17 protein-coding genes and 1 tRNA gene are annotated in these 18,965 nt (G+C 69.9%); 12 read left to right on the forward strand and 6 right to left on the reverse strand.

What is annotated here, in order from left to right:
* The 3 genes from HUV01_RS03155 to HUV01_RS03165 form a co-directional block, all read left to right on the forward strand.
* Positions 1-455 (forward strand): OST-HTH/LOTUS domain-containing protein (locus HUV01_RS03155; protein WP_217430888.1); only part of this gene is annotated, 455 nt, incomplete at its 5' end.
* A 179-nt stretch (positions 456-634) separates the two neighbouring features.
* Positions 635-710, forward strand: a tRNA-Ala gene (locus tag HUV01_RS03160).
* A gap of 30 nt (positions 711-740) precedes the next feature.
* Positions 741-1,487 carry an NUDIX hydrolase gene (locus HUV01_RS03165; protein ID WP_254606344.1) on the forward strand — a complete coding sequence of 249 codons (747 nt, stop codon included), beginning with the start codon at positions 741-743 and terminating at the stop codon, positions 1,485-1,487.
* A 20-nt stretch (positions 1,488-1,507) separates the two neighbouring features.
* Here HUV01_RS03165 and gatA read toward each other — a convergent pair whose 3' ends face one another.
* Positions 1,508-3,001: an Asp-tRNA(Asn)/Glu-tRNA(Gln) amidotransferase subunit GatA gene (gene gatA, locus HUV01_RS03170; protein ID WP_174296868.1), complete on the reverse strand. Its 1,494-nt coding sequence runs from the start codon at positions 2,999-3,001 to the stop codon at positions 1,508-1,510.
* Positions 3,002-3,137: 136 nt separating this feature from the next.
* A complete protein-coding gene (gatC, locus tag HUV01_RS03175; RefSeq protein WP_174296869.1) occupies positions 3,138-3,440 on the reverse strand; it encodes an Asp-tRNA(Asn)/Glu-tRNA(Gln) amidotransferase subunit GatC in 303 nt (100 codons plus the stop codon).
* Between the two features lie 120 nt (positions 3,441-3,560).
* Between gatC and HUV01_RS03180 the strand changes: the two genes are divergently transcribed.
* Positions 3,561-4,682 (forward strand): DUF3089 domain-containing protein, encoded by a 1,122-nt coding sequence (locus HUV01_RS03180; protein WP_174296870.1) that lies wholly within the window; start codon positions 3,561-3,563, stop codon positions 4,680-4,682.
* 10 nt (positions 4,683-4,692) lie between these two features.
* Positions 4,693-5,163: a Holliday junction resolvase RuvX gene (ruvX, locus tag HUV01_RS03185; protein ID WP_174296871.1), complete on the forward strand. Its 471-nt coding sequence runs from the start codon at positions 4,693-4,695 to the stop codon at positions 5,161-5,163.
* 7 nt (positions 5,164-5,170) lie between these two features.
* Here the strand turns inward: ruvX and uvrA are convergent, their stop codons facing one another.
* Positions 5,171-8,158 carry an excinuclease ABC subunit UvrA gene (gene uvrA / locus HUV01_RS03190; protein ID WP_174296872.1) on the reverse strand — a complete coding sequence of 996 codons (2,988 nt, stop codon included), beginning with the start codon at positions 8,156-8,158 and terminating at the stop codon, positions 5,171-5,173.
* 330 nt (positions 8,159-8,488) lie between these two features.
* Between uvrA and HUV01_RS03195 the strand changes: the two genes are divergently transcribed.
* Together HUV01_RS03195 and HUV01_RS03200 are read left to right on the forward strand one after the other, a co-directional pair.
* Positions 8,489-8,974, forward strand: coding sequence for a Rid family hydrolase (locus HUV01_RS03195; protein WP_254606345.1), 486 nt, complete (start codon positions 8,489-8,491; stop codon positions 8,972-8,974).
* A complete protein-coding gene (locus tag HUV01_RS03200; RefSeq protein ID WP_217430889.1) occupies positions 8,971-10,539 on the forward strand; it encodes a flavin monoamine oxidase family protein in 1,569 nt (522 codons plus the stop codon). The genes HUV01_RS03195 and HUV01_RS03200 overlap by 4 nt, the downstream gene beginning before the upstream one ends.
* A gap of 558 nt (positions 10,540-11,097) precedes the next feature.
* On the opposite strand, the gene HUV01_RS03205 is transcribed toward HUV01_RS03200, so the two are convergent.
* Entirely contained in the window at positions 11,098-11,892 is a 795-nt protein-coding gene (locus tag HUV01_RS03205; RefSeq protein ID WP_174296874.1) for a glycosyltransferase, read from the reverse strand.
* Complete coding sequence (locus HUV01_RS03210) at positions 11,889-12,818, reverse strand: glycosyltransferase family 2 protein (RefSeq protein WP_254606346.1); 930 nt, start codon at positions 12,816-12,818, stop codon at positions 11,889-11,891. Before HUV01_RS03210 ends, HUV01_RS03205 begins: the two co-directional genes overlap by 4 nt.
* A gap of 119 nt (positions 12,819-12,937) precedes the next feature.
* Here HUV01_RS03210 and HUV01_RS03215 point away from each other — a divergent pair, with 119 nt between their 5' ends.
* The 5 genes from HUV01_RS03215 (at position 12,938) to HUV01_RS03235 (ending at position 17,621) form a co-directional block, all read left to right on the forward strand.
* Complete coding sequence (locus tag HUV01_RS03215) at positions 12,938-13,297, forward strand: GIY-YIG nuclease family protein (RefSeq protein ID WP_174296876.1); 360 nt, start codon at positions 12,938-12,940, stop codon at positions 13,295-13,297.
* Positions 13,298-13,385: 88 nt separating this feature from the next.
* On the forward strand, positions 13,386-14,000 hold the full coding sequence (locus HUV01_RS03220; RefSeq protein WP_174296877.1) for a CHAP domain-containing protein: 615 nt from the start codon (positions 13,386-13,388) through the stop codon (positions 13,998-14,000).
* A gap of 64 nt (positions 14,001-14,064) precedes the next feature.
* Complete coding sequence (locus tag HUV01_RS03225; protein ID WP_174296878.1) at positions 14,065-16,014, forward strand: CocE/NonD family hydrolase; 1,950 nt, start codon at positions 14,065-14,067, stop codon at positions 16,012-16,014.
* Between the two features lie 4 nt (positions 16,015-16,018).
* Positions 16,019-17,194: a vWA domain-containing protein gene (locus HUV01_RS03230; protein ID WP_174296879.1), complete on the forward strand. Its 1,176-nt coding sequence runs from the start codon at positions 16,019-16,021 to the stop codon at positions 17,192-17,194.
* Between the two features lie 64 nt (positions 17,195-17,258).
* Positions 17,259-17,621: a hypothetical protein gene (locus HUV01_RS03235; protein ID WP_174296880.1), complete on the forward strand. Its 363-nt coding sequence runs from the start codon at positions 17,259-17,261 to the stop codon at positions 17,619-17,621.
* A 37-nt stretch (positions 17,622-17,658) separates the two neighbouring features.
* On the opposite strand, the gene HUV01_RS03240 is transcribed toward HUV01_RS03235, so the two are convergent.
* Positions 17,659-18,965 (reverse strand): Ppx/GppA phosphatase family protein (locus tag HUV01_RS03240; protein ID WP_174296881.1); only part of this gene is annotated, 1,307 nt, incomplete at its 5' end.

The raw sequence follows: 18,965 nt of genomic DNA on the forward strand, positions 1-18,965 counted from the left end.
ATGTCGGCGCGCTGGCGGGAGAGGCTCCCCCGGTCGCGCCGGAACCTGACGCGGTCCCCACCCCCGCACGATCGCGCGGCCGCCGCCGACCGGCCGCGTCGGGCACCGCGCAGCCCGTGGAAGCCGACGGGAACGGATATGTGGACGGGGAGCCGCACGACCTTGGCTCCATAGCCGCGATCCTGCCGCCTGCGATCCGCACCGACACGCCGCGCGTCATCAAGGCTGTGGACGCCGAGCTGCTGAAACTGCTGATCGACGCCTATGACTCGGTGCGGCGCGACGAGCGCGGCTATGTCAGCCTCTCCTCGCTCGGTCAGCTCGCCGGAAACCGGTCGAGCTTCGATGCGCGCAACTATGGTTTCCGCAACCTGTCCGACCTGATCGAGACGGTTCCCAGTTTCCAGGCCGAGAAGCGGCAGGACGGTCGCGTGTTCGTGAAGCGGCTACGCTGACGTGATCCGCTCACGCGGACGCGGCACCGGCCCGCTTCCCCGCGCGACCTGTCGTTCGGAATGCGCTGTGGGAGGTTGGGCGGAGAAGCGGGCCGGTGCCGTCGACAACAAGCAAAGCCGTGTTGCATCGCGCGGCATGCCCCGTTAAAGGCGCCTCTCCCGGCGGTGTCCGGGCGGGCGGGGCCGTAGCTCAGATGGGAGAGCGCTGCAATCGCACTGCAGAGGTCAAGGGTTCGATTCCCTTCGGCTCCACCACCTCTCGCCCGATTTCCGATGATTTGCGATGTGACTGACCCCGTTCCGGGCGCGATACCCGCGGCGACGCTGATCGTGCTGTGCGCGACGCCTGGCGGTCCTCCAGCCGTACTGATGGTGCAGCGGTCGCGCGCGATGGCGTTCGCGGCGGGCGCGCTCGTGTTTCCCGGCGGCCGGGTCGATCCGGGCGATCGCCTGCTGGCCGGAACCGCCGGCGACGAGGGCGCGGCGCGGGTCGCCGCGATCCGCGAGACGCTGGAGGAAGCGGGGCTTGCGATCGGGCTGGACCTGCCCGCGGGCACGCTGGAGCCGTTGCGCGCCGCGTTGAGCGCAGGCGAGCCGTTCGGGCGGGCACTGGCGGCGGTCGGCGGCACGCTGCATCCCGAACGACTGGTGCCGTTCGCCCGCTGGATACCCCCGCATCGCGAAAGCCGCGTCTTCGACACGCGCTTCTACCTCGCCGCCCTGCCCGTCGACGCACCGCCGGCGAGCGTCGACGGGACCGAGAACGATCGCCTGCTATGGGCAAGCGCGCGCGACGTCCTGGCGGAGGCGGATGCCGGACGGGCATCGGTGATCTTCCCGACGCGCCGAAATCTGGAGCGTCTGGCGCTGTTCGACAGCCACGCAGCCGCCGTAGCGGACGCGCTCGCCCATCCGGTCGCGACGATCTGCCCATGGATCGAGGATCGCGACGGCGAGCGGTGGCTGTGCATCGCCGAAGGGCTGGGTTATCCGGTCACGGCCGAACGGGAGGCGTCGGCCCTGCGCGGCTGATCGTCACAAGCCGCGCGCCCTCACCACCATGCGGCCGGCCGCGCCACGAACCCCGCCCGCTCCTCGATCGCGAGGCTCGCGTTCAGCACGCCCTGCTCGTCCAGCGGCCGGCCGATGATCTGGAGCCCCAGCGGCAGCCCCGCCTTGTCCAGCCCGCCCGGCACGCTCATCGCCGGCAGCCCCGCGAGCGACGAGGGCACGGTGAACACGTCGTTGAGGTACATCGCCAGCGGATCGGCCGATTTCTCGCCCAGCGCGAACGCCGCCGATGGCGCGGTGGGGGTCAACAGCACGTCGCACCGATCCCACGCCGTCTCGAAATCGCGCGCGATCAGCGCGCGGACCTTCTGCGCCTGGGTGTAATAGGCGTCGTAGAAACCGGCCGACAGCACGTAGGTGCCGATCATGATGCGTCGCTTCACCTCCGCCCCGAAACCGTCCGCGCGGGTGGCGGCGTACATGTCCTGCAACCCCGCCCCCTCCGGCAGGTCGCGCAGGCCGTAGCGCACGCCGTCATAGCGCGCGAGGTTCGACGACGCCTCCGCCGGCGCGATGATGTAATAGGCGGGCAGCGCGTAGCGGGTGTGCGGCAGCGACACGTCGACGATCTCCGCCCCCGCCTCGCGCAGCCAGTCGATCCCCGCGTGCCACAGCGCCTCGATCGCCTCGGGCATTCCCTCCACGCGATATTCCTTGGGGATGCCGACGCGCACGCCGGCCAGCCGCGACGAAAGCCCCGCCTCCCACGCGGGCACATCGAGTTTCAGCGAGGTCGCATCCTTCGCGTCATGCCCCGCCATCGCCGCCAGCATCGCCGCGCAGTCGCCGACGTCGCGCGCCAGCGGTCCCGCCTGGTCGAGGCTGGAGGCGAAGGCGATCGTGCCCCATCGCGAGCAGCGACCGTAGGTGGGCTTGATCCCCGCGATGCCGGTGAAGGCGGCGGGCTGGCGTATCGAGCCCCCGGTGTCGGTGCCGGTCGCGGCCGGGCACAGCCGCGCGGCCACCGCCGCCGACGATCCGCCCGACGATCCGCCGGGCGCCAGCGGGGCATTCCCGCCGTCGGCGCGCCGCCATGGCGACACGACGTTCCCGAAGGCACTCGTCTCGTTGGACGAACCCATCGCGAACTGGTCCATGTTGAGCTTGCCGAGCATCCCCGCACCCGCCGCCCACAGATTGGCGCCGACCGTGGATTCATACGAGGGCACGAACCCGTCCAACATGTGGCTGGCGGCGGTGGTGGCGACGCCGGCGGTGCAGAACAGGTCCTTCATGCCGATCGGCACGCCGGCGAGCGGCTTCAGCACCTCGCCCGCGGCGCGCGCCGCGTCGGCGGCGTTCGCGGCGGCGATCGCGTGAGCAGGCGTCTCGGCAAGAAAGGCGTTGAGCGGCTTCGCGCGGCTGACCGCCACGACGAACGCGTCCGCCACCTCGCGCGCCGAGAACGCGCCCGAGCGCACGCCGTCACGGATCTGGCGGACGCCGAGATCGGTGAGGGTGGTCGAGGTCTTCATGGCCGCACCACACGCCCGTTCAGGCTTCGCCTGTCGAAGTCCTGCCGTTCTTCGACGACGAAGAACAATCCTCGCAGGGGAGGCTCGGGACAGACGAAAGAATGCAGTTCCGGGCGAACGGGACAAGGCTTGGCCATCACTCGATCACCTTGGGCACCGTGAAGAACCCGTGTTCCGCCTGTGGCGCGCATCGCATCAAGGCGTCGCGGATGCCGCCGCCGGTCAGCGGGTCGGCGTCCACCACGTCGTCGCGCAGCCGCAGCACGCCCGGGATCACCGCCGTCATCGGCTCCACGCCCGTCGTGTCCACCTCGCCGAGCTGCTCGATCCATGCGAGGATCTGGTCGAGTTCGGGCGCGAGGCGAGCGGCCTCTTCCTCGCTCGTCGCGATACGCGCGAGCCGCGCCACGCGCGCGACGATTGCCGTGTCCACTGCCATGGCGACGCGGCTAGCACCCCCGCGTCACGCCGCGCAACCTGGCAGCGTTGCGAAACCCCGCGATCCGGGGCACGGCCGCCGGGTCGGGCCGATCCGGCGCCTGTCCGGAAGGCTCCTCGCTTGGCCCGCAAGTTCCTCTACGTCGTCGCCACGCTGATCGTGCTCGTGATCGCGGGCGGCGTCGCCTATGCGCTGTTCGGCAACCAGTTGATCCGCTGGGTCGCGACCCCGTCGATCGCGTTCCACGACGAGCCGCGCGCGAGGTCGGAGCAATATGACGCACGGGCGATGTGGATCGCGCGGCCCGACATCCCCGACAATCCCGCACGCTGGACGCCGCCCGGCTACCGGCCCGCGAGCACGAAGGACGCGACCGCGGGCGCGGCGGTATTCTTCGTCCACCCCACCTCGTTCATCGATCGGTCGCGCTGGAACGCGCCGCTGGACGATGCCGACGCGAACGCGCGCGCCGCGCTGTTCCTGCGTGCGCAGGCCAGCGCCTTCAACGAGGTCGGCGCGATCTGGGCGCCGCGCTATCGTCAGGCGACGTTCGGGGCGTTCCTGTCGAGAGGCGACAATGCCGATCGGGCGCTCGCGCTCGCCTATGCCGATGTCGCGGCGGCATTCGACAGCTTCCTCCGCCAGATCGGTCCGGACCGGCCGATCATTCTCGCCGGCCACAGCCAGGGCGCGCTGCATGTCGAACGGCTGCTGCGCGACCGTGTGGCGGGCACGCCGCTCGCCAGGCGGATCGTCGCGGCCTATGTGGTGGGATGGCCGGTCTCGCTCGTCACCGACCTGCCCCGCCTCGGCCTGCCGGCCTGCGCCACGCCCGACCAGGCCGGCTGCGTCCTCGAGTGGATGAGCTTCGCCGAACCCGCCGACCCATCGATGGTGACCGACGTATACGACACGACCCGGGGCTTCGACGGTCGGCCGCGGCGCGGCACGCCGATGCTGTGCGTCAACCCGCTGACCGGCACAGCCGGCGCCGCCGCTCCCGCGAGCGCGAACCTGGGGACGCTGTTCCCCTCCACCGATCTCGCCACCGCGCAGATCGTTCCAGGACGGGTGCCCGCCCGCTGCGGCCCGCGCGGCTTCCTGCTGATCGGCGAGCCGCCGGCACTCCCCAACTACGTGCTGCCGGGCAACAACTACCATGTGTACGATTACAGCCTGTTCTGGGCCAACGTGCGCGCGGATGCCGCCCGGCGGCTGGCGACCCATCGCGCGCGCGGGTGAGGCCGGGGCGATGAAGGCGCTCGTCACGACCGACCGGGCGACCTATCGCGCGGCGCTGCCGGACGGCGGCCGGCTGCTGGGGCTGGACCTTGGCACCAAGACGATCGGTACTGCGCTGTGCGATGCGCAATGGAGCTTCGCCAGTCCCGCGCTGCTGGTGCGCCGGGCAAGGTTCACCGCGGATCGCACGACGCTGGCCGCCTTCGCCACCGCGCAGAACGTCACCGGCTGGGTGATCGGCCTGCCGCTCAATCTCGACGGCAGCGAGGGACCGCGCGCGCAGTCCAGCCGCGCCTTCGCCCGCAACTGCGCCGAGCTGGGCTGGCCGATCCTGCTGTGGGACGAACGCTGGTCGACCCAGGCGGTGCTGCGGACGCTGATCGAGCAGGACACGAGCCGCGCGCGCCGCGCCGAACTGGTCGACAAGATGGCCGCCGCGCACATCCTGCAGGGCGCGCTCGACGCCCTCGTCGCGGTCTGACGGAGTTCTATTCCGCCGCCACCCGCTGTGCGTCCGCCCCCGCAGCACCCCGCGCCAGCAACGGTGCCAGATACCGCCCCGTGAAGCTCGCCGGCACCTTCGCGACCGCCTCCGGCGTGCCCACGGCGACGATCTCGCCGCCCTTCACGCCGCCCTCCGGCCCCAGGTCCACCACCCAGTCGGCAGTCTTGATGACGTCGAGGTTGTGCTCGATCACCACTACCGTATTGCCCTGCTCCACCAGTGCGTGGAGCACTTCCAGCAGCTTGCGCACGTCCTCGAAGTGCAGGCCGGTGGTCGGCTCGTCCAGAATGTACAGCGTCTGCCCGGTTGCCCGCCGGGCGAGTTCCTTGGCGAGCTTCACGCGCTGCGCCTCGCCGCCCGACAGCGTCGTCGCCTGCTGCCCCACCTTGACGTAGCCCAGCCCCACCTCCGCCAGCATCGCCATCTTCTCGCGGATCGGCGGCACCGCGCGGAAGAACTCGGCGGCGTCCTCGACGGTCATGTCGAGCACGTCGGCGATCGACTTGCCCTTGAACTTCACCTCCAGCGTCTCGCGATTGTACCGGGCGCCGCCGCAGACGTCGCAGGTGACGTAGACGTCGGGCAGGAAGTGCATCTCGATCTTGAGCACGCCATCGCCCTGGCACGCCTCGCATCGGCCGCCCTTGACGTTGAAGCTGAACCGCCCGGGCTTGTACCCGCGCGCGAGGCTCTCGGGCAGGCCCGCGAACCAGTCGCGAATCTGGGTGAACGCGCCCGTGTAGGTGGCGGGGTTCGACCGGGGCGTGCGGCCGATCGGCGACTGGTCGATGTCGATCACCTTGTCGAGGTGGTTCAGCCCGCTGATCCTCTCGTGCTTGCCCGCCAGCACGCGCGCGCCGTTCAGCTCGCGCGACGCGGCGGCGAACAGCGTGTCGATCGTGAACGACGACTTGCCCGATCCCGATACGCCGGTGATGCAGGTGAAGGTGCCGAGCGGGATGCTCGCGGTCACGCCCTTCAGATTGTTGGCGGTCGCGTTGTGGACGGTCAGCTTCTTGCCCGATCCCTTGCGGCGCCTGGCCGGCACCTCGACCTCGCGCGTGCCGTTCAGATAGTCGGCCGTGATGCTGCCCTTGGTCGCCAGCACCTCGGCAAGCGTTCCCTGCGCCACGATCGCGCCGCCATGGACGCCCGCGCCCGGCCCCATGTCGATCACATAGTCGGCGGTACGGATCGCGTCCTCGTCATGCTCCACCACCAGCACGGTGTTGCCGAGGTCGCGCAGGCGGCGCAGCGTCTTCAGCAGCATGTCGTTGTCGCGCTGGTGCAGCCCGATGCTCGGCTCGTCGAGGACGTACAGCACACCCGACAGGCCGCTGCCGATCTGGCTGGCGAGGCGGATGCGCTGGCTCTCGCCGCCCGACAGCGTGCCCGACGTGCGGTCGAGGTTGAGGTAATCGAGCCCGACGTTGTTGAGGAAGCCCAGCCGTTCGACGATCTCCTTCAGGATGCGCTCGGCGATCGCGTTCTGCTGGTCGCCCAAGTGGCCGGGCATCGCCTGGAAGAAGGCGAGCGCGTCGACCACCGACAGATGCGTCGCGTGGGCGATGTCCCGGTCGGCGATCCTGACCGCCAGCGCCTCCGGTTTCAGGCGGGCGCCCCGGCACGTCTCGCAGGGACGGCTCGACTGGTATTTCGTCAGTTCCTCGCGCATCCACGCGCTCTCGGTCTGGGTCAGGCGGCGCTGGAGGTTGCCGATCACGCCTTCGAACGGCTTGGTGACGTCGTACTTCTTCTTGCCGTCGATGAAGGTGAGCGTGACGGGCTTGCCGTCGGTGCCGAACAGGATCCTGTCCTGCGTCTCGGGGTGAAGATCGCCCCATGGCGTATCGAGCGAGAAGTCGAACGCCTTGGCAAGGCTGCCCAGCACCTGCATGTAATAGGGCGAGGGCGGATTGGACTTGGCCCAGGGCACGACCGCACCCTTCTTGATTGAGAGCGCGTGGTTGGGGACGACAAGGTCCTCGTCGAAGATCAACTTCTCGCCCAGGCCGTCGCACGCCGGGCATGCGCCCTGCGGCGCGTTGAAGCTGAACAGCCGCGGCTCGATCTCTGCGATGGTGAAACCCGAGACGGGGCAGGCGAACTTCTCCGAGAACACGATGCGGCCGTCTGGCGCATTGTCGCCGAGCACGGCCGATCTGGGCGTGCGGGGGGTGACGGGGGACGCCTTGGCGCCTGGCTGGTCGGCCGCCGGGTCCGCGGTCGCCGGCGGCTCGACGGGATCGACATACGCCAGTCCCTCCGCCAGCTTCAGCGCCGCCTCGAAACTGTCGGCCAGCCGCGTGGCGATGCCCCCGCCCACCACAAGCCGGTCGACCACCACCTCGATGTCGTGCTTGTATTTCTTGTCGAGCGCGGGCGCTCCACCCGACATGAAGTCGTCGATCTCATGGACCTCGCCGTCGACACGGACCCGCGTGAAGCCCGCCTTCTGCCACTCCAGCATCTCCTTGCGATACTCGCCCTTGCGCCCGCGCACGACGGGGGCGAGCAGGTACAGCCGCGTGCCCTCGGGCAACGCCATGACGCGGTCGACCATCTGGCTGACGGTCTGCGCCGCGATCGGCAGGCCGGTGGCGGGCGAATACGGCACGCCGACCCGCGCCCACAGCAGGCGCATGTAGTCGTAGATCTCGGTGACGGTCGCCACCGTGCTGCGCGGGTTGCGGCTGGTCGTCTTCTGCTCGATGCTAATCGCGGGCGACAATCCCTCGATATGGTCGACGTCGGGCTTCTGCATCAGCTCCAGGAACTGGCGCGCATAGGCCGACAGCGACTCGACGTAGCGCCGCTGCCCCTCGGCATAGATGGTGTCGAAGGCGAGGCTCGACTTGCCCGATCCGCTGAGCCCGGTGATGACGGTCAGCGTATCGCGCGGGATGTCGACGTCCACGTCCTTGAGGTTGTGCTCGCGCGCGCCGCGCACCGAAATCTGGGTAAGGGGCATGTGGCGGTTCTACTTCCGTTCCGGGCGGAGGGCCAGCCTCGCAGATAGGCGTGGGACTGGCGATCCGATAGGCCGACAGGCGTCGACGTGATGACCGCCCTTTCCGCTCCCGTCACGTCGTCGACCGCGGCACCGGGACCTGCGCGCTTCGGCACTGCCGAGTTTTGGCGGATGGCCACGAATGGTACGCTGGACGACGTCAGGGTTGCCGTCTCGGCCTCCCGCGGCTGTCAACGCAATCTTTTTGGTTGGCGGCATTGTCAATGTTGCCCCGCAGCATAGACTGGCGCACGAATCGGATCGAGGGGGACGTGCATGTATGGAACGATGATGCGGTGGGCTGCGGCGGCGGCGGGACTGGTCATGACGACCACCCTTCCCGCCGCGGCGCAGATCGTGCGCGGCGGAGCGCCCGCCTCGCCGATCTCGTCTTCCGCGCTGGTGCCGGCCGGCGCGACGACGCTGTACGTATCGGGCATGCTCGCCGACCCGGTCGACCCCGCGAAGCCCGATGGCGACCACGGCGATACCGAGGCGCAGACCCGCTCCGTCCTGAAGAAGATCAACGCCGAACTCGCCAGATACGGCATGGGTCCGGGCGACGTGGTGATGATGCGCGTGGTGCTCGTCGCGCCGCCCGGCCAGCCGAAGATGGACTTCGCCGGCATGATGAAGGCGTACAAGGAAGTGTACGGCACGGCCGCCCAGCCCGCAAAGCCGGCGCGCATCGCAATGCAGATCGCGGCGCTCGCCGCACCCTGGGGACTTGTCGAGATCGAGGTCCAGGCCGCCAGGACGGGAGCGATGAGCAAGTGAGCACGCGTCGCCAGTTCCTCCATGCGATGGGCCGTGCCGGCGGCTATTCGGCCACCTATCTCTCCATGCAGGCGATGGGTCTGCTCGCCACCCCCGCCGCCGCGCAGACGGTCAGACCGGACCTGCCGGCCGGGTCGGGCGCGGGCAAGCACGTCGTCATCCTGGGCGCCGGCATCGCCGGGCTGGTCGCGGCCTATGAGCTTGGCAAGGCCGGCTACAGGACGACGGTGCTGGAGGCGCGCGGGCGCGTCGGCGGGCGCGTCTGGTCGGTGCGCGGCGGCGACCGCGTCGAGCAGATCGGCCGGCCGGACCAGACATGCCAGTTCCAGAACGGCTTCTACATGAACGCCGGCGCCGCGCGCCTGCCGACCGCGCATACGACGATCCTGGGCTATGCCCGCCAGTTCGACGTGCCGCTGGAGGTGATGGTCAACGTCGACCGCTCGACCCGGTGGGATTACAACAAGGACGAGGTGCTCGAACGCCAGGCGGTGAACGACACCAAGGGCCGGATCGCGGAACTGCTGGAGAAGTCGCTCGCCGGCAACAGCCTCGACAGCCAGATGACGCCCGAGGACAAGGACAAGCTGAAGACGTACCTTGGCCAATGGGGCGCACTGCAGAAGGACGGCAGCTACACAGGATCGGACCGCAACGGCTACAAGGTCGATCCGGGCGGCTTCGACCATCCTCCACAGACGATGGACCCGCTGACCCTGCATCGCATCATCGAGGACGGCTTCTGGGGTGGTGGCCTGAGCTTCGAGGAGACGTTCGACCAGCAGGCGCCGATGTTCCAGCCGGTCGGCGGCATGGATCGCATCGCCTATGCGATCTACGGTCATGTGAAGGACAGCGTCCGCCTGAACACGCCGGTGACGGCGGTCGGGCAGATGGAGCATGGCGTACGCGTGATGCTGGGCGACGGCGGAATGGTGGAGGGCGACTATGTCCTGTGCACCCTGCCCGCGACGATGGTGAAGAAGCTGAACATCAAGCTGTCGGCTGCCAAGAAGAAGGCGCTGGCCGACACCGTATACGGCATCTCCAGCAAGGTGGCGTGGGAGAGCCCGCGTTTCTGGCAGGATGTCGGCGTGATGGGCGGTCTCGCCTTCACCGATCAGCCCAATGCGCTCGTCTGGTATCCCAGCGGCGACTGGTACAATCCGCGCGGCATCCTGATGGCGGCCTATTCCAGCGGCGGCTTCAACGGCAGCGCGGGCGCCAAGTTCGCGGACATGACCGCCGAGGAGCGGTTCGCGGTGACGAAGGAAGTGGTCGAGCGGATGCATCCCGGCAAGTCGCAGATGCTGGAGAAGCCGCTGACCGTATCGTGGACGCAGACGCCATACAGCGAGGGCATCGCCGCGCAGTGGACGCCCGAGCAGCGCAAGACCGACTATCTGGAACTGTGCAAGCCCGAAGGCCGCGTGTTCTTCGCCGGCGAGCATCTGAGCTACATCGGCGCCTGGCAGGAGGGCGCGGCGCTGAGCGCGTTCGAGGCGATGAAGCTGATCGCGACCCGCGCGGCGGGGGATGGGGTGACGGCGGCGAAGCGGGGATGACAGACAGCCCGGGTCGCTCCGGCGGACCGGGCTGGCGCAGGTGCCGGCTGGTGGCGACCGGCATCTGATCCTCGCTACCTTGCCTGGCAGATCACCTCGAAGCGCATGCGACGGGCGGTCTTGGGCCTGCGCATGGCCCTAGGCTGCGGCAGACCGGATCCTCGCCCGGTTACAGCTTACCCGTCGATGCGCGATCGTGGAGCAGGCGTCAGCTTCCGGTTTCCGCCGATCGTATCCTGGGTGGCTGTGCCCGATCCTTACCCCGCCACGCGAGCGAGCGCGCGTTCAACGCGGGCAAGTCCGCCTGCCCCCTCACCAGCGCCCGCGCGGTCGCGACGGCGTGGGCCAGCGCCTCGGTGTCCAGGTGCCGATACGCCGGTCGCTCGGTCACATGATCGTACCACCGCCCGCCCACCGCGTTGTCGAGCAGAACGCGCTGGAAGCAGTGATCCGCGCGTATCGGCCAGCACCGCTCCGCCGCCAGCCCGGGCAGGACGGTTCGCGTGAGGTGCAGCCATTCTGTCTCCAGCGCGGCGCGATCGGGCGCGACGGTCGACGTTATGCGCGCTCGCGCAAGGCCGCGAGATCCTGCCCGAAGCCTTGCGCCGTCGCGGTGTCCAGCGGCTTGCCCGTGCGGCGGACCGCCTCCGTCACATCGCGGCGCCAGTCGGCGAAGGGACCCTGGCGTTCCGAATGGTTCTGGCCGGTGCCGACCATGTAAACGCCCTCGACCGGCAGGCGCGCGAGCGGCGCTCCGATCGCCGCCGCACGGTTCCGCCACTCGTGATGCGAGCCGAGCGCGGCGTGCGGATCGAGTAGCAGCGGGTCGTCGCGGCCTAGCACCACCCGCCCGATCGTGCTGGACCCGCACAGATCGGGGAAGCCGCCTTCGAAGACATCGGCCATCGGGAAGCGCGCGGCGCGCAAGGTCCGCCAGTCGAGTGCGATCCCGTCATCGACGATGGCGCCGACGTGCCCGTCACTGATGCACGCACGGGCGCTCGCGACGAGATCGCGGGACACCCAGTCGTCGGCGTCGAGGAACATCAGCAGGCCGCCGCCCGCGTCGCGCACCCGCTGCTTGACGAGCCACTTCTTTGCGCCGCCGTCGTCGTTCGCGGCGGTCGGCGGCGCGGGCGACCAGTCGGCCCGCAACAGCGTGAACCGCGGGTCCCTCTCAACCGCGCGCCACGGCTCGGGAAGGTCGTGCGCGGCGAGGATCACCTGAAAGTCGCCATCGCGCTGCGCAAGCACCGACCGCAGCGTGAGGGCGAGCAGCCGCTCGACCAGCGCCCAGTCTCCGGCCGCGACGCGCGCAATCAGCGGGATGCCGAAGGTGAACCCCTCGCTCATGCCGCCGCCAGTGCCGCCAGATGGCGCCGGTACAACAGGCAGCAGCGATCATGGGCGGCGCGGACCGGCGCGTGAGCCAGCAGCGCCGCCATCGCCTCCTCCAGGGCGGGCGTCCAGTGCCGGATGGTCCGGTCCTCCTCCTCGTTGCGGTCGAAGACCACCCAGTTGGCGTCCCGGTCCCATCGCCCGGGTCCTTGTCCGCCTCCACGGTGATGCTTGGCCAGATAGTCGGCCCGCGACCGCGTGTTGTAGTGGTTCACCTGCGCCAGCCGCCAGGATACCGTGCCGGGCTCGCTCTGCAGGAACGTGTCGGCCCGGGCGTATCGATCGGGCAGGACGGCGCCGCCGCCATCCACCGCGCGCAGCAGGCCAGGCCATCCGTCCCGCGCGAACCCCGGCCCGTGCGGCAGCAGCGGACAATGATACGCCTGCGGATTCCGGAACAGCGTCTTGAACGGCCAGTTCACCCCGCTGTCCCGCCGTGCGGCGCGGGTGAAGCGGCCCGTCACCGGCCTGGGCGACCAGTCGGGGTGGCCCGCGCTGCCGAAGATGCGCCAGTTGACCAGCACCGCCGTCGCGTCCGGCACCGCGGCGAGCAGGTCGGCCAGGCGCCTATCGCCGACGTGGACGTTCAGGAACTCGTCCGCGTCCAGCACCATCAGCACGTCGGGCCAGTCCGCCGCCAGCACGCGCTCCGCCGCGGCATAGGCGACGATCTGCGCCTTTTCGCCGGGCGCGGGCGTGCAGCGCAGGTGACGAACGAGGCCGCGGTCCTGGAGAACGTCGAGCAGATCGGGCGAGCCGTCGACGCAGTCGTTGGTGCAGACCAGTATCTCGTCGAAGCCGATGAGCCGGTGATAGGCCACCCACTCGATCAGGAACGGTCCCTCGTTCCGCATCGTGGCGACAAGCGCATGGCGCGGCATCGTCACGCGATCGCGAGCAGGTCGGGGATGGCGGGCAGGTGCATGCAGGGCAGATAACGGCTGCGGACGCATGGCGAAACCGTTCGCCTTCGCCATCGTCGCGGCGCATCGGGTCGCGCATGCCCCTGCCCGTCTGGATGCCCGTCGCCGCGAGGGCCGCCCGCTCCCTGCGCGCCGTCACCGTCCAGGAGGTGGGGGCCGGTCACTCGGTCTATGTGATCCTGCTGCACGATGCGCGCCGGCGCACGCCATGGGGGCTGTACGTGGGACAGACCGCGCGCGATCCCGACTGGCGGTTCGACCAGCACAAGGCGGGGTACAAGTCGAGCAGCGCCGCCCGCAGGTTCGGCGTGCGGCTGCTGCCGGAGCTTGTCGCGCACCTCAACCCGATGCGGCAATGGGAGTCGCTCGACCTCGAAGCCGCCCTAGCCGACAAGTTCCGGGCCGTCGGCATACCCTGGATCGAGGGTGGGCATTAGGCGGGTGGCCGGTTCGGCCAGCCTGTTTACCGATGTTAACCATGCATGGGAACGCACGATTGAACGTCGGCGCGCTACGCAACCGTCCATGAAGCGCCCCGTCTCCGTCCTGGCTCTCTGCCTCGCCGCCGCGACGCCTGCCCTGCCCGCCCGCCCGGCCGTCGCCGCCCCGCTGCTCGACTATGTCGGCCAGTGCGTGCCGTTCGCCCGCGCCGCATCGGGCATCCAGATATATGGCGATGCCTGGAGCTGGTGGGGCCAGGCGCGCGGCCGGTACGAGCGCGGCGTCCTCCCCAGGATCGGCGCGGTGGTCGTCTTCGCCCGCAGCGCCAGACTGCCGCTCGGCCATGTCGCGGTCGTGAGCCATGTCGTGGAACGCCGGGTCGTGATGCTCACCCACGCCAACTGGTCGAGGGTGAACGGCGCGCGCGGCCATGCCGAGCAGGACGTGACGCTGTTCGACGTGTCGCCGCGCAACGACTGGAGCCAGGTGAAGGTGTGGTTCCGCGACGCCGGCGCGCTGGGCGGCACGGTCTATCCGGTGTCCGGCTTCGTCTATGGCACGCCCGATCGGAATGCTGCCCCGACGGAGGAAGGCCACGATCCCGGTGGCGGGGGCGGCGGTTCCGTCCATCCCTCGCCCGAGCTGACCGGACGGGCGCACGACGATGTCGCCGCATTGATCGATGCCTATGTGCGCTGAATGGGCCGTCCCGGATCGGCGCTGATCTTCCCTCCGCGATCGGGCTGTGGCAGCAGTCGGCACGATGACCAGCCGCCTCCTCGCCGCGACCGCCCTCCCCCTTGCGCTGATCGCCGCGTCCGCCGGAGCCCAGACGCTTGCGTCGGACACGCCGGCGACGTTCGCCGGGGTGACCACGGGCTTCGACTACGACCAGCGCCACGTCGATATCGCCATGCGCGACGGCGTGAAGCTGCACGCGGTCATCCTGGTGCCCAAGGGCGCGCGCGACGCGCCGATGCTGCTGGAGCGGACGCCGTACAACGCGGAACGCGGCCAGTCGCACGAGGCGAGCAGCCATGGGCGGATGCTGGTCAGCCCGGCGATGGCCGATTACGTCGACGGCGGATACATCCTCGTCAGCGAGGACGTGCGTGGGAAATACGGATCGAAGGGCATCTACGTCAACGAACGTCCGCTGATCGGCCCGCAGAACCCGACAAGGGTCGACCACGCCACCGATGCGTGGGACACGATCGAGTGGCTGGTGCATCATGTGCCGGAGGCGAACGGCCGGGTCGGCATGGTCGGCACCAGCTACGACGGGATGATGGTGGCGATGGCGCTCACCCACCCGCATCCCGCGCTGAAGGCCGCGGTGCCGATGAATCCGGTCATCAACACCTGGATGGGCGACGACGACTTCCACGGCGGCGCGTCGCGGATCATCGGCTACGACTATTACTACCAGCAGGATGCCGAGCACGGCAGCGCCGGCGACCTGTGGCGTGACGGCTATGACGATTACGATACTTTCCTGCATGCAGGATCCGCGTCCGATTTCGTGAAGAGCCGCGGGCTGGGTCAGCTGGGCTTCGTGCGCAAGCTTCACGACCATCCGGCGTATGACGCGTTCTGGCAGGCGCAGGCGCTGGAGACGATCCTGCCGCGCTTGGCGCCGACCGTGCCGACCATCTGGGTCGCGGGCCAGTGGGATCAGGAGGACATGTACGGCGCGGTCGCGGCATATGAGGCGCTGGCGAAGGTGGACCCGAGCCACACGCAGCATCTGGTCCTCGGCCCGTGGAAGCACGGCGGCTGGGCGGGCGACGGATCGAGCCTGGGACCGGTCAGGTTCGATGCCGATACCGCGCTGTGGTTCCGGCGCACGGTGATGCGTCCGTTCCTCGATGGACTGCTCAGGACCGGCGGCAGCCCCGTCCCGGTTCCGCCGGTGCTGGCGTTCCGGACGGGTCCCAACGACTGGCACGCGATGCCCGGCTGGCCCGCGGCCGGTGCGGGCCAGCGCCTGTACCTGCGGGCCGCCGGCGGCCTCTCGTTCGCGCCGCCCGCGAGCGACGGCCCGGGGGGTAGCGGGGCGGACGTCGACGGGGCCGACAGCTACGTCTCCGATCCCGCCAAGCCGATCCCCTATCGCATGCGCCCAATCCGGCCGACCTATGCGTCGGGCTCGGCCTGGGGACAGTGGCTGGTCGACGACCAGCGTCCGTTCTCCGATCGTACGGACGTGCTGACCTACGAGACGCCGCCGCTGACGGCGCCGGTGTCGATGGCCGGGGCGCCGGTCGCCAACCTGGTCGCGAGCACCACCGGCACCGACGGCGACTTCGTCGTGAAGCTGATCGACGTCTATCCGGACGATTACGCGCCCGATGCCAGGATGGGCGGATACCAGCTCGGCATCGCGATGGACATCTTCCGCGGGCGGTATCGCGAGGGGAATGAGGTCGCAAGGCCGATCCGGGCCGGCGCGGCGCTCTCCTACCGGTTCGCATTGCCCTCCGCGGATCATGTGTTCCTTCCCGGCCACCGGATCATGGTGCAGGTCCAGTCGAGCTGGTTCCCGCTGTACGACCGCAACCCGCAGACGTTCGTGCCCAACATCTTCGACGCGCAGCCCGGCGATTATCGCAAGGCGACGGTCAGCGTGTTCCACTCGCCCGGCCAGGCAAGCTATATCGAGCTGCCGGCCCCGCCACCGGCATCCGCCACGTCGTTGCCGGTGGCGCCATGATCCGGTGTTCCTGAACTTCCTCGACGCGTTGCGCGCCGCCGGCATCGCGGTCGGCCTGAAGGAGCATCTGGTCCTGCTCGAGGCGCTCGACCGCGAGGTGATCGAGCGGACGCCGGAAGAGTTCTATTACCTCGCGCGCGCCGTCTACGTGAAGGACGAAGGGCTGCTCGATCGCTTCGATCAGGTCTTCGCGCAGGTGTTCCGCGGCCTTGCGGCACCGGACGATGCGTCCCCCGACATCCCCGCCGACTGGCTGAGGGCGGTGGCCGAGAGATATCTTGCCCCAGAGGAGATGGCGAAGATCGCCTCGCTCGGCTCGTGGGACGAGATCATGGAGACGTTGAAGAAACGGCTGGAGGAACAGCGCGAGCGGCACCAGGGCGGGTCGAAGTGGATCGGCACCGGCGGCACCAGCCCTTATGGTAACTCGGGCTACAATCCCGAGGGTGTACGGATCGGCGGCGAGTCGACGCACGAACGGGCGCTGAAGGTGTGGGACCGGCGCGCGTTCCGGAACCTCGACAACACGCGCGAGCTGGGCACTCGCAACATTAAGGTGGCGCTGCGCCGCCTGCGCCGTTTCGCGCGCGAAGGGGCGGCCGACGAGCTGGACCTCGACGCCACGGTCGCCGGCACCGCGCGGCAGGGCTGGCTCGACGTCGTCATGCGGCCGGAGCGGCACAATGCGGTCAAGATGCTGCTGTTGCTCGATGTCGGCGGGTCGATGGACCCGTTCGTGACGTTGTGCGAGGAACTGTTCTCCGCCGCGGCCGCCGAGTTCAAGCACCTGGAGTTCTTCTACTTCCACAACTGTCCCTATGAAGGATTGTGGAAGGACAACCGCCGCCGCTCCGCCGGGCGGACGCCGACGGCGGATCTGCTCGGCAGGTTCGGTCCCGACTACAGGCTGGTGTTCGTCGGCGACGCGTCGATGAGCCCCTATGAGATCAGCCATCCCGGCGGCTCCGTCGAGCACATGAACGAGGAGGCGGGTGCGACGTGGATGCGCCGGTTGACCGGCACATGGTCGACGGCGGCATGGCTCAATCCGGTGCCGCAGGAACGATGGGGCTATTCGCAGTCGATCCGACTGATGCGCGAGCTGATGGGCGACCGGATGTACCCGCTGACGCTGCCGGGCCTCGACGAGGCGATGCGCGAGCTGACCCGGCGGCGGTAGACGCCCGACGGAACCCCGGCCAGCGGCCGGCTGTTGCCCCTGCACCACATCCGGAGCCGCAACAATGTCCCATATCCCCGCATCGGCGATGCCGCACGCCAAGGCGCACGACGATCATCCCGACGCCGCCGATCCGCAATCCCTGTCTTCGTCGCCTGCTCCCCAGTCGCCATCGGCGTCCCAGTCGCCGTTCGCTTCTCCGGCTCAGCCCGCTCCCGCCGAGCCCTCGCCCGAGGCCGCTTCGCCACCTAAGGATGCCGGGCCGGGCGCGGGTTCGTCCCTGCCGTACGGCACGATCGCCGCCGTCGGCGCGCTTGCCATCGGCGGCATCGTGGCGGCGCTGGCGCTGCGCCGTTCGGATCCGCTGCCGCCGGCGCCCGTGAAGGGCAAGGGTGGTCGCCCGCGCAAGCACGCCAAGGCCGACTGACCGCCGCCGCGGGGCCGCGAAGTCACGGCCCCGCGCCTCAGGAGGCGAGCGCCGGCCGCCGCCCGAGCGCGGTGGCGAGCGCCAGATGCCGGCGCTCGACGGTTTCGCCATATAGAGCCCGATCCTGCGTCACCAGGTGCAGGGTCACGGTTTCGGCGTCGGCCTGAAGTCGTGATCGCAGCAGTGGCCCGGCGAGCCCGCCGGACAGTCGCTGGCCCAGTCGCATGGCGAGGCCCCAGACGGTCGCCCGCTCGATCGCGTCGCGCGTCGCGAGGCGCGCGATCGGATCAGGTGGCATCGGGCCGCCGCCCAGGCTGACATGCAGCGTCTGCGCGATCTGCGCCCGGCCTGGTGCATCGATGCCGACCCAGTTGCCGTGCAGCGCGATCTCGACCCCGCGCTCGGCCCGGAACTCGGGATTGGCCCGCCAGCCCACGTCCGCGAGCAGGCAGGCCGCCAGTCGCAATCGCGCCGCCGCGACGGTGTCGCGATCGAACAACGGCGCCAGCCACCGGTCGAGCAGGTCGCCATGTTCGGGGAACCGGCCCTCGCGACCGCCCTCGTCGCGGCAGGCGACGATCAGCGGATCCTGCGCGCGCGTGGTCGCGTCCAGTTCCTCGTAGAGCAATCCCTCGCGCAGGCCATAGGCGGACACGACCGTCCCGCTGCTGCCGAGCTGGCGCAGCAGCAGCGTCAGGATCGCGGCCGCGTCCGCCAGCGTCGGGATGCGCCCGGACGACAGGCCCGGCACCGTGCGGAGGCGAGCCTTGCCCATCTGGCCAACCGTGCGGCCGAGATGCGCGATCGTCTCGGCGCTCATCGCATAATGCTGGATGATCGGCAGCGGATAGGCGGACAGCTCCATGTCGAGCCGCGCCAGCGCGCGCCACGACCCGCCGACGAGGTACAGCGGCAGCTCGCGGCCCCGCCCCGTCCAGCCGGCGTCGGCGATCAGCTTGGCCACCGCCTTGTCGAATCCCGCCGGACCCTTGGCGCGAAGCCCGGGCAGGCGCAGCACGCCGAGCGGGAAGGACGCGCGCTCGCCCAGCCGCCCGCCCTGCACGCGGACCAGTTCGAGCGAGCCCCCGCCCAGATCGCCGACGATCCCGTCGGCGTCGGGCATCGCCGACAGCACGCCCGATCCCGCCGCCAGCGCCTCCTGCTCGCCCGACAGCAGCTCGACGTCGAGGCCGACCTTGTTCGCGGCCTCGATCAGCTCCTGGCCGTTGGAGGCGTCGCGCACCGCGGCGGTGGCGACGGTCCGCAGCCGCGTCACCTCCATCTCGCCCGACAGCCGCGCGAAGCGGGCGAGCGCGGTCCGCGCGACGGCGAGCCCCGACAGAT

The organism is Sphingomonas bacterium (genome assembly GCF_903643035.1).
GTDB lineage: Bacteria > Pseudomonadota > Alphaproteobacteria > Sphingomonadales > Sphingomonadaceae > Sphingomonas.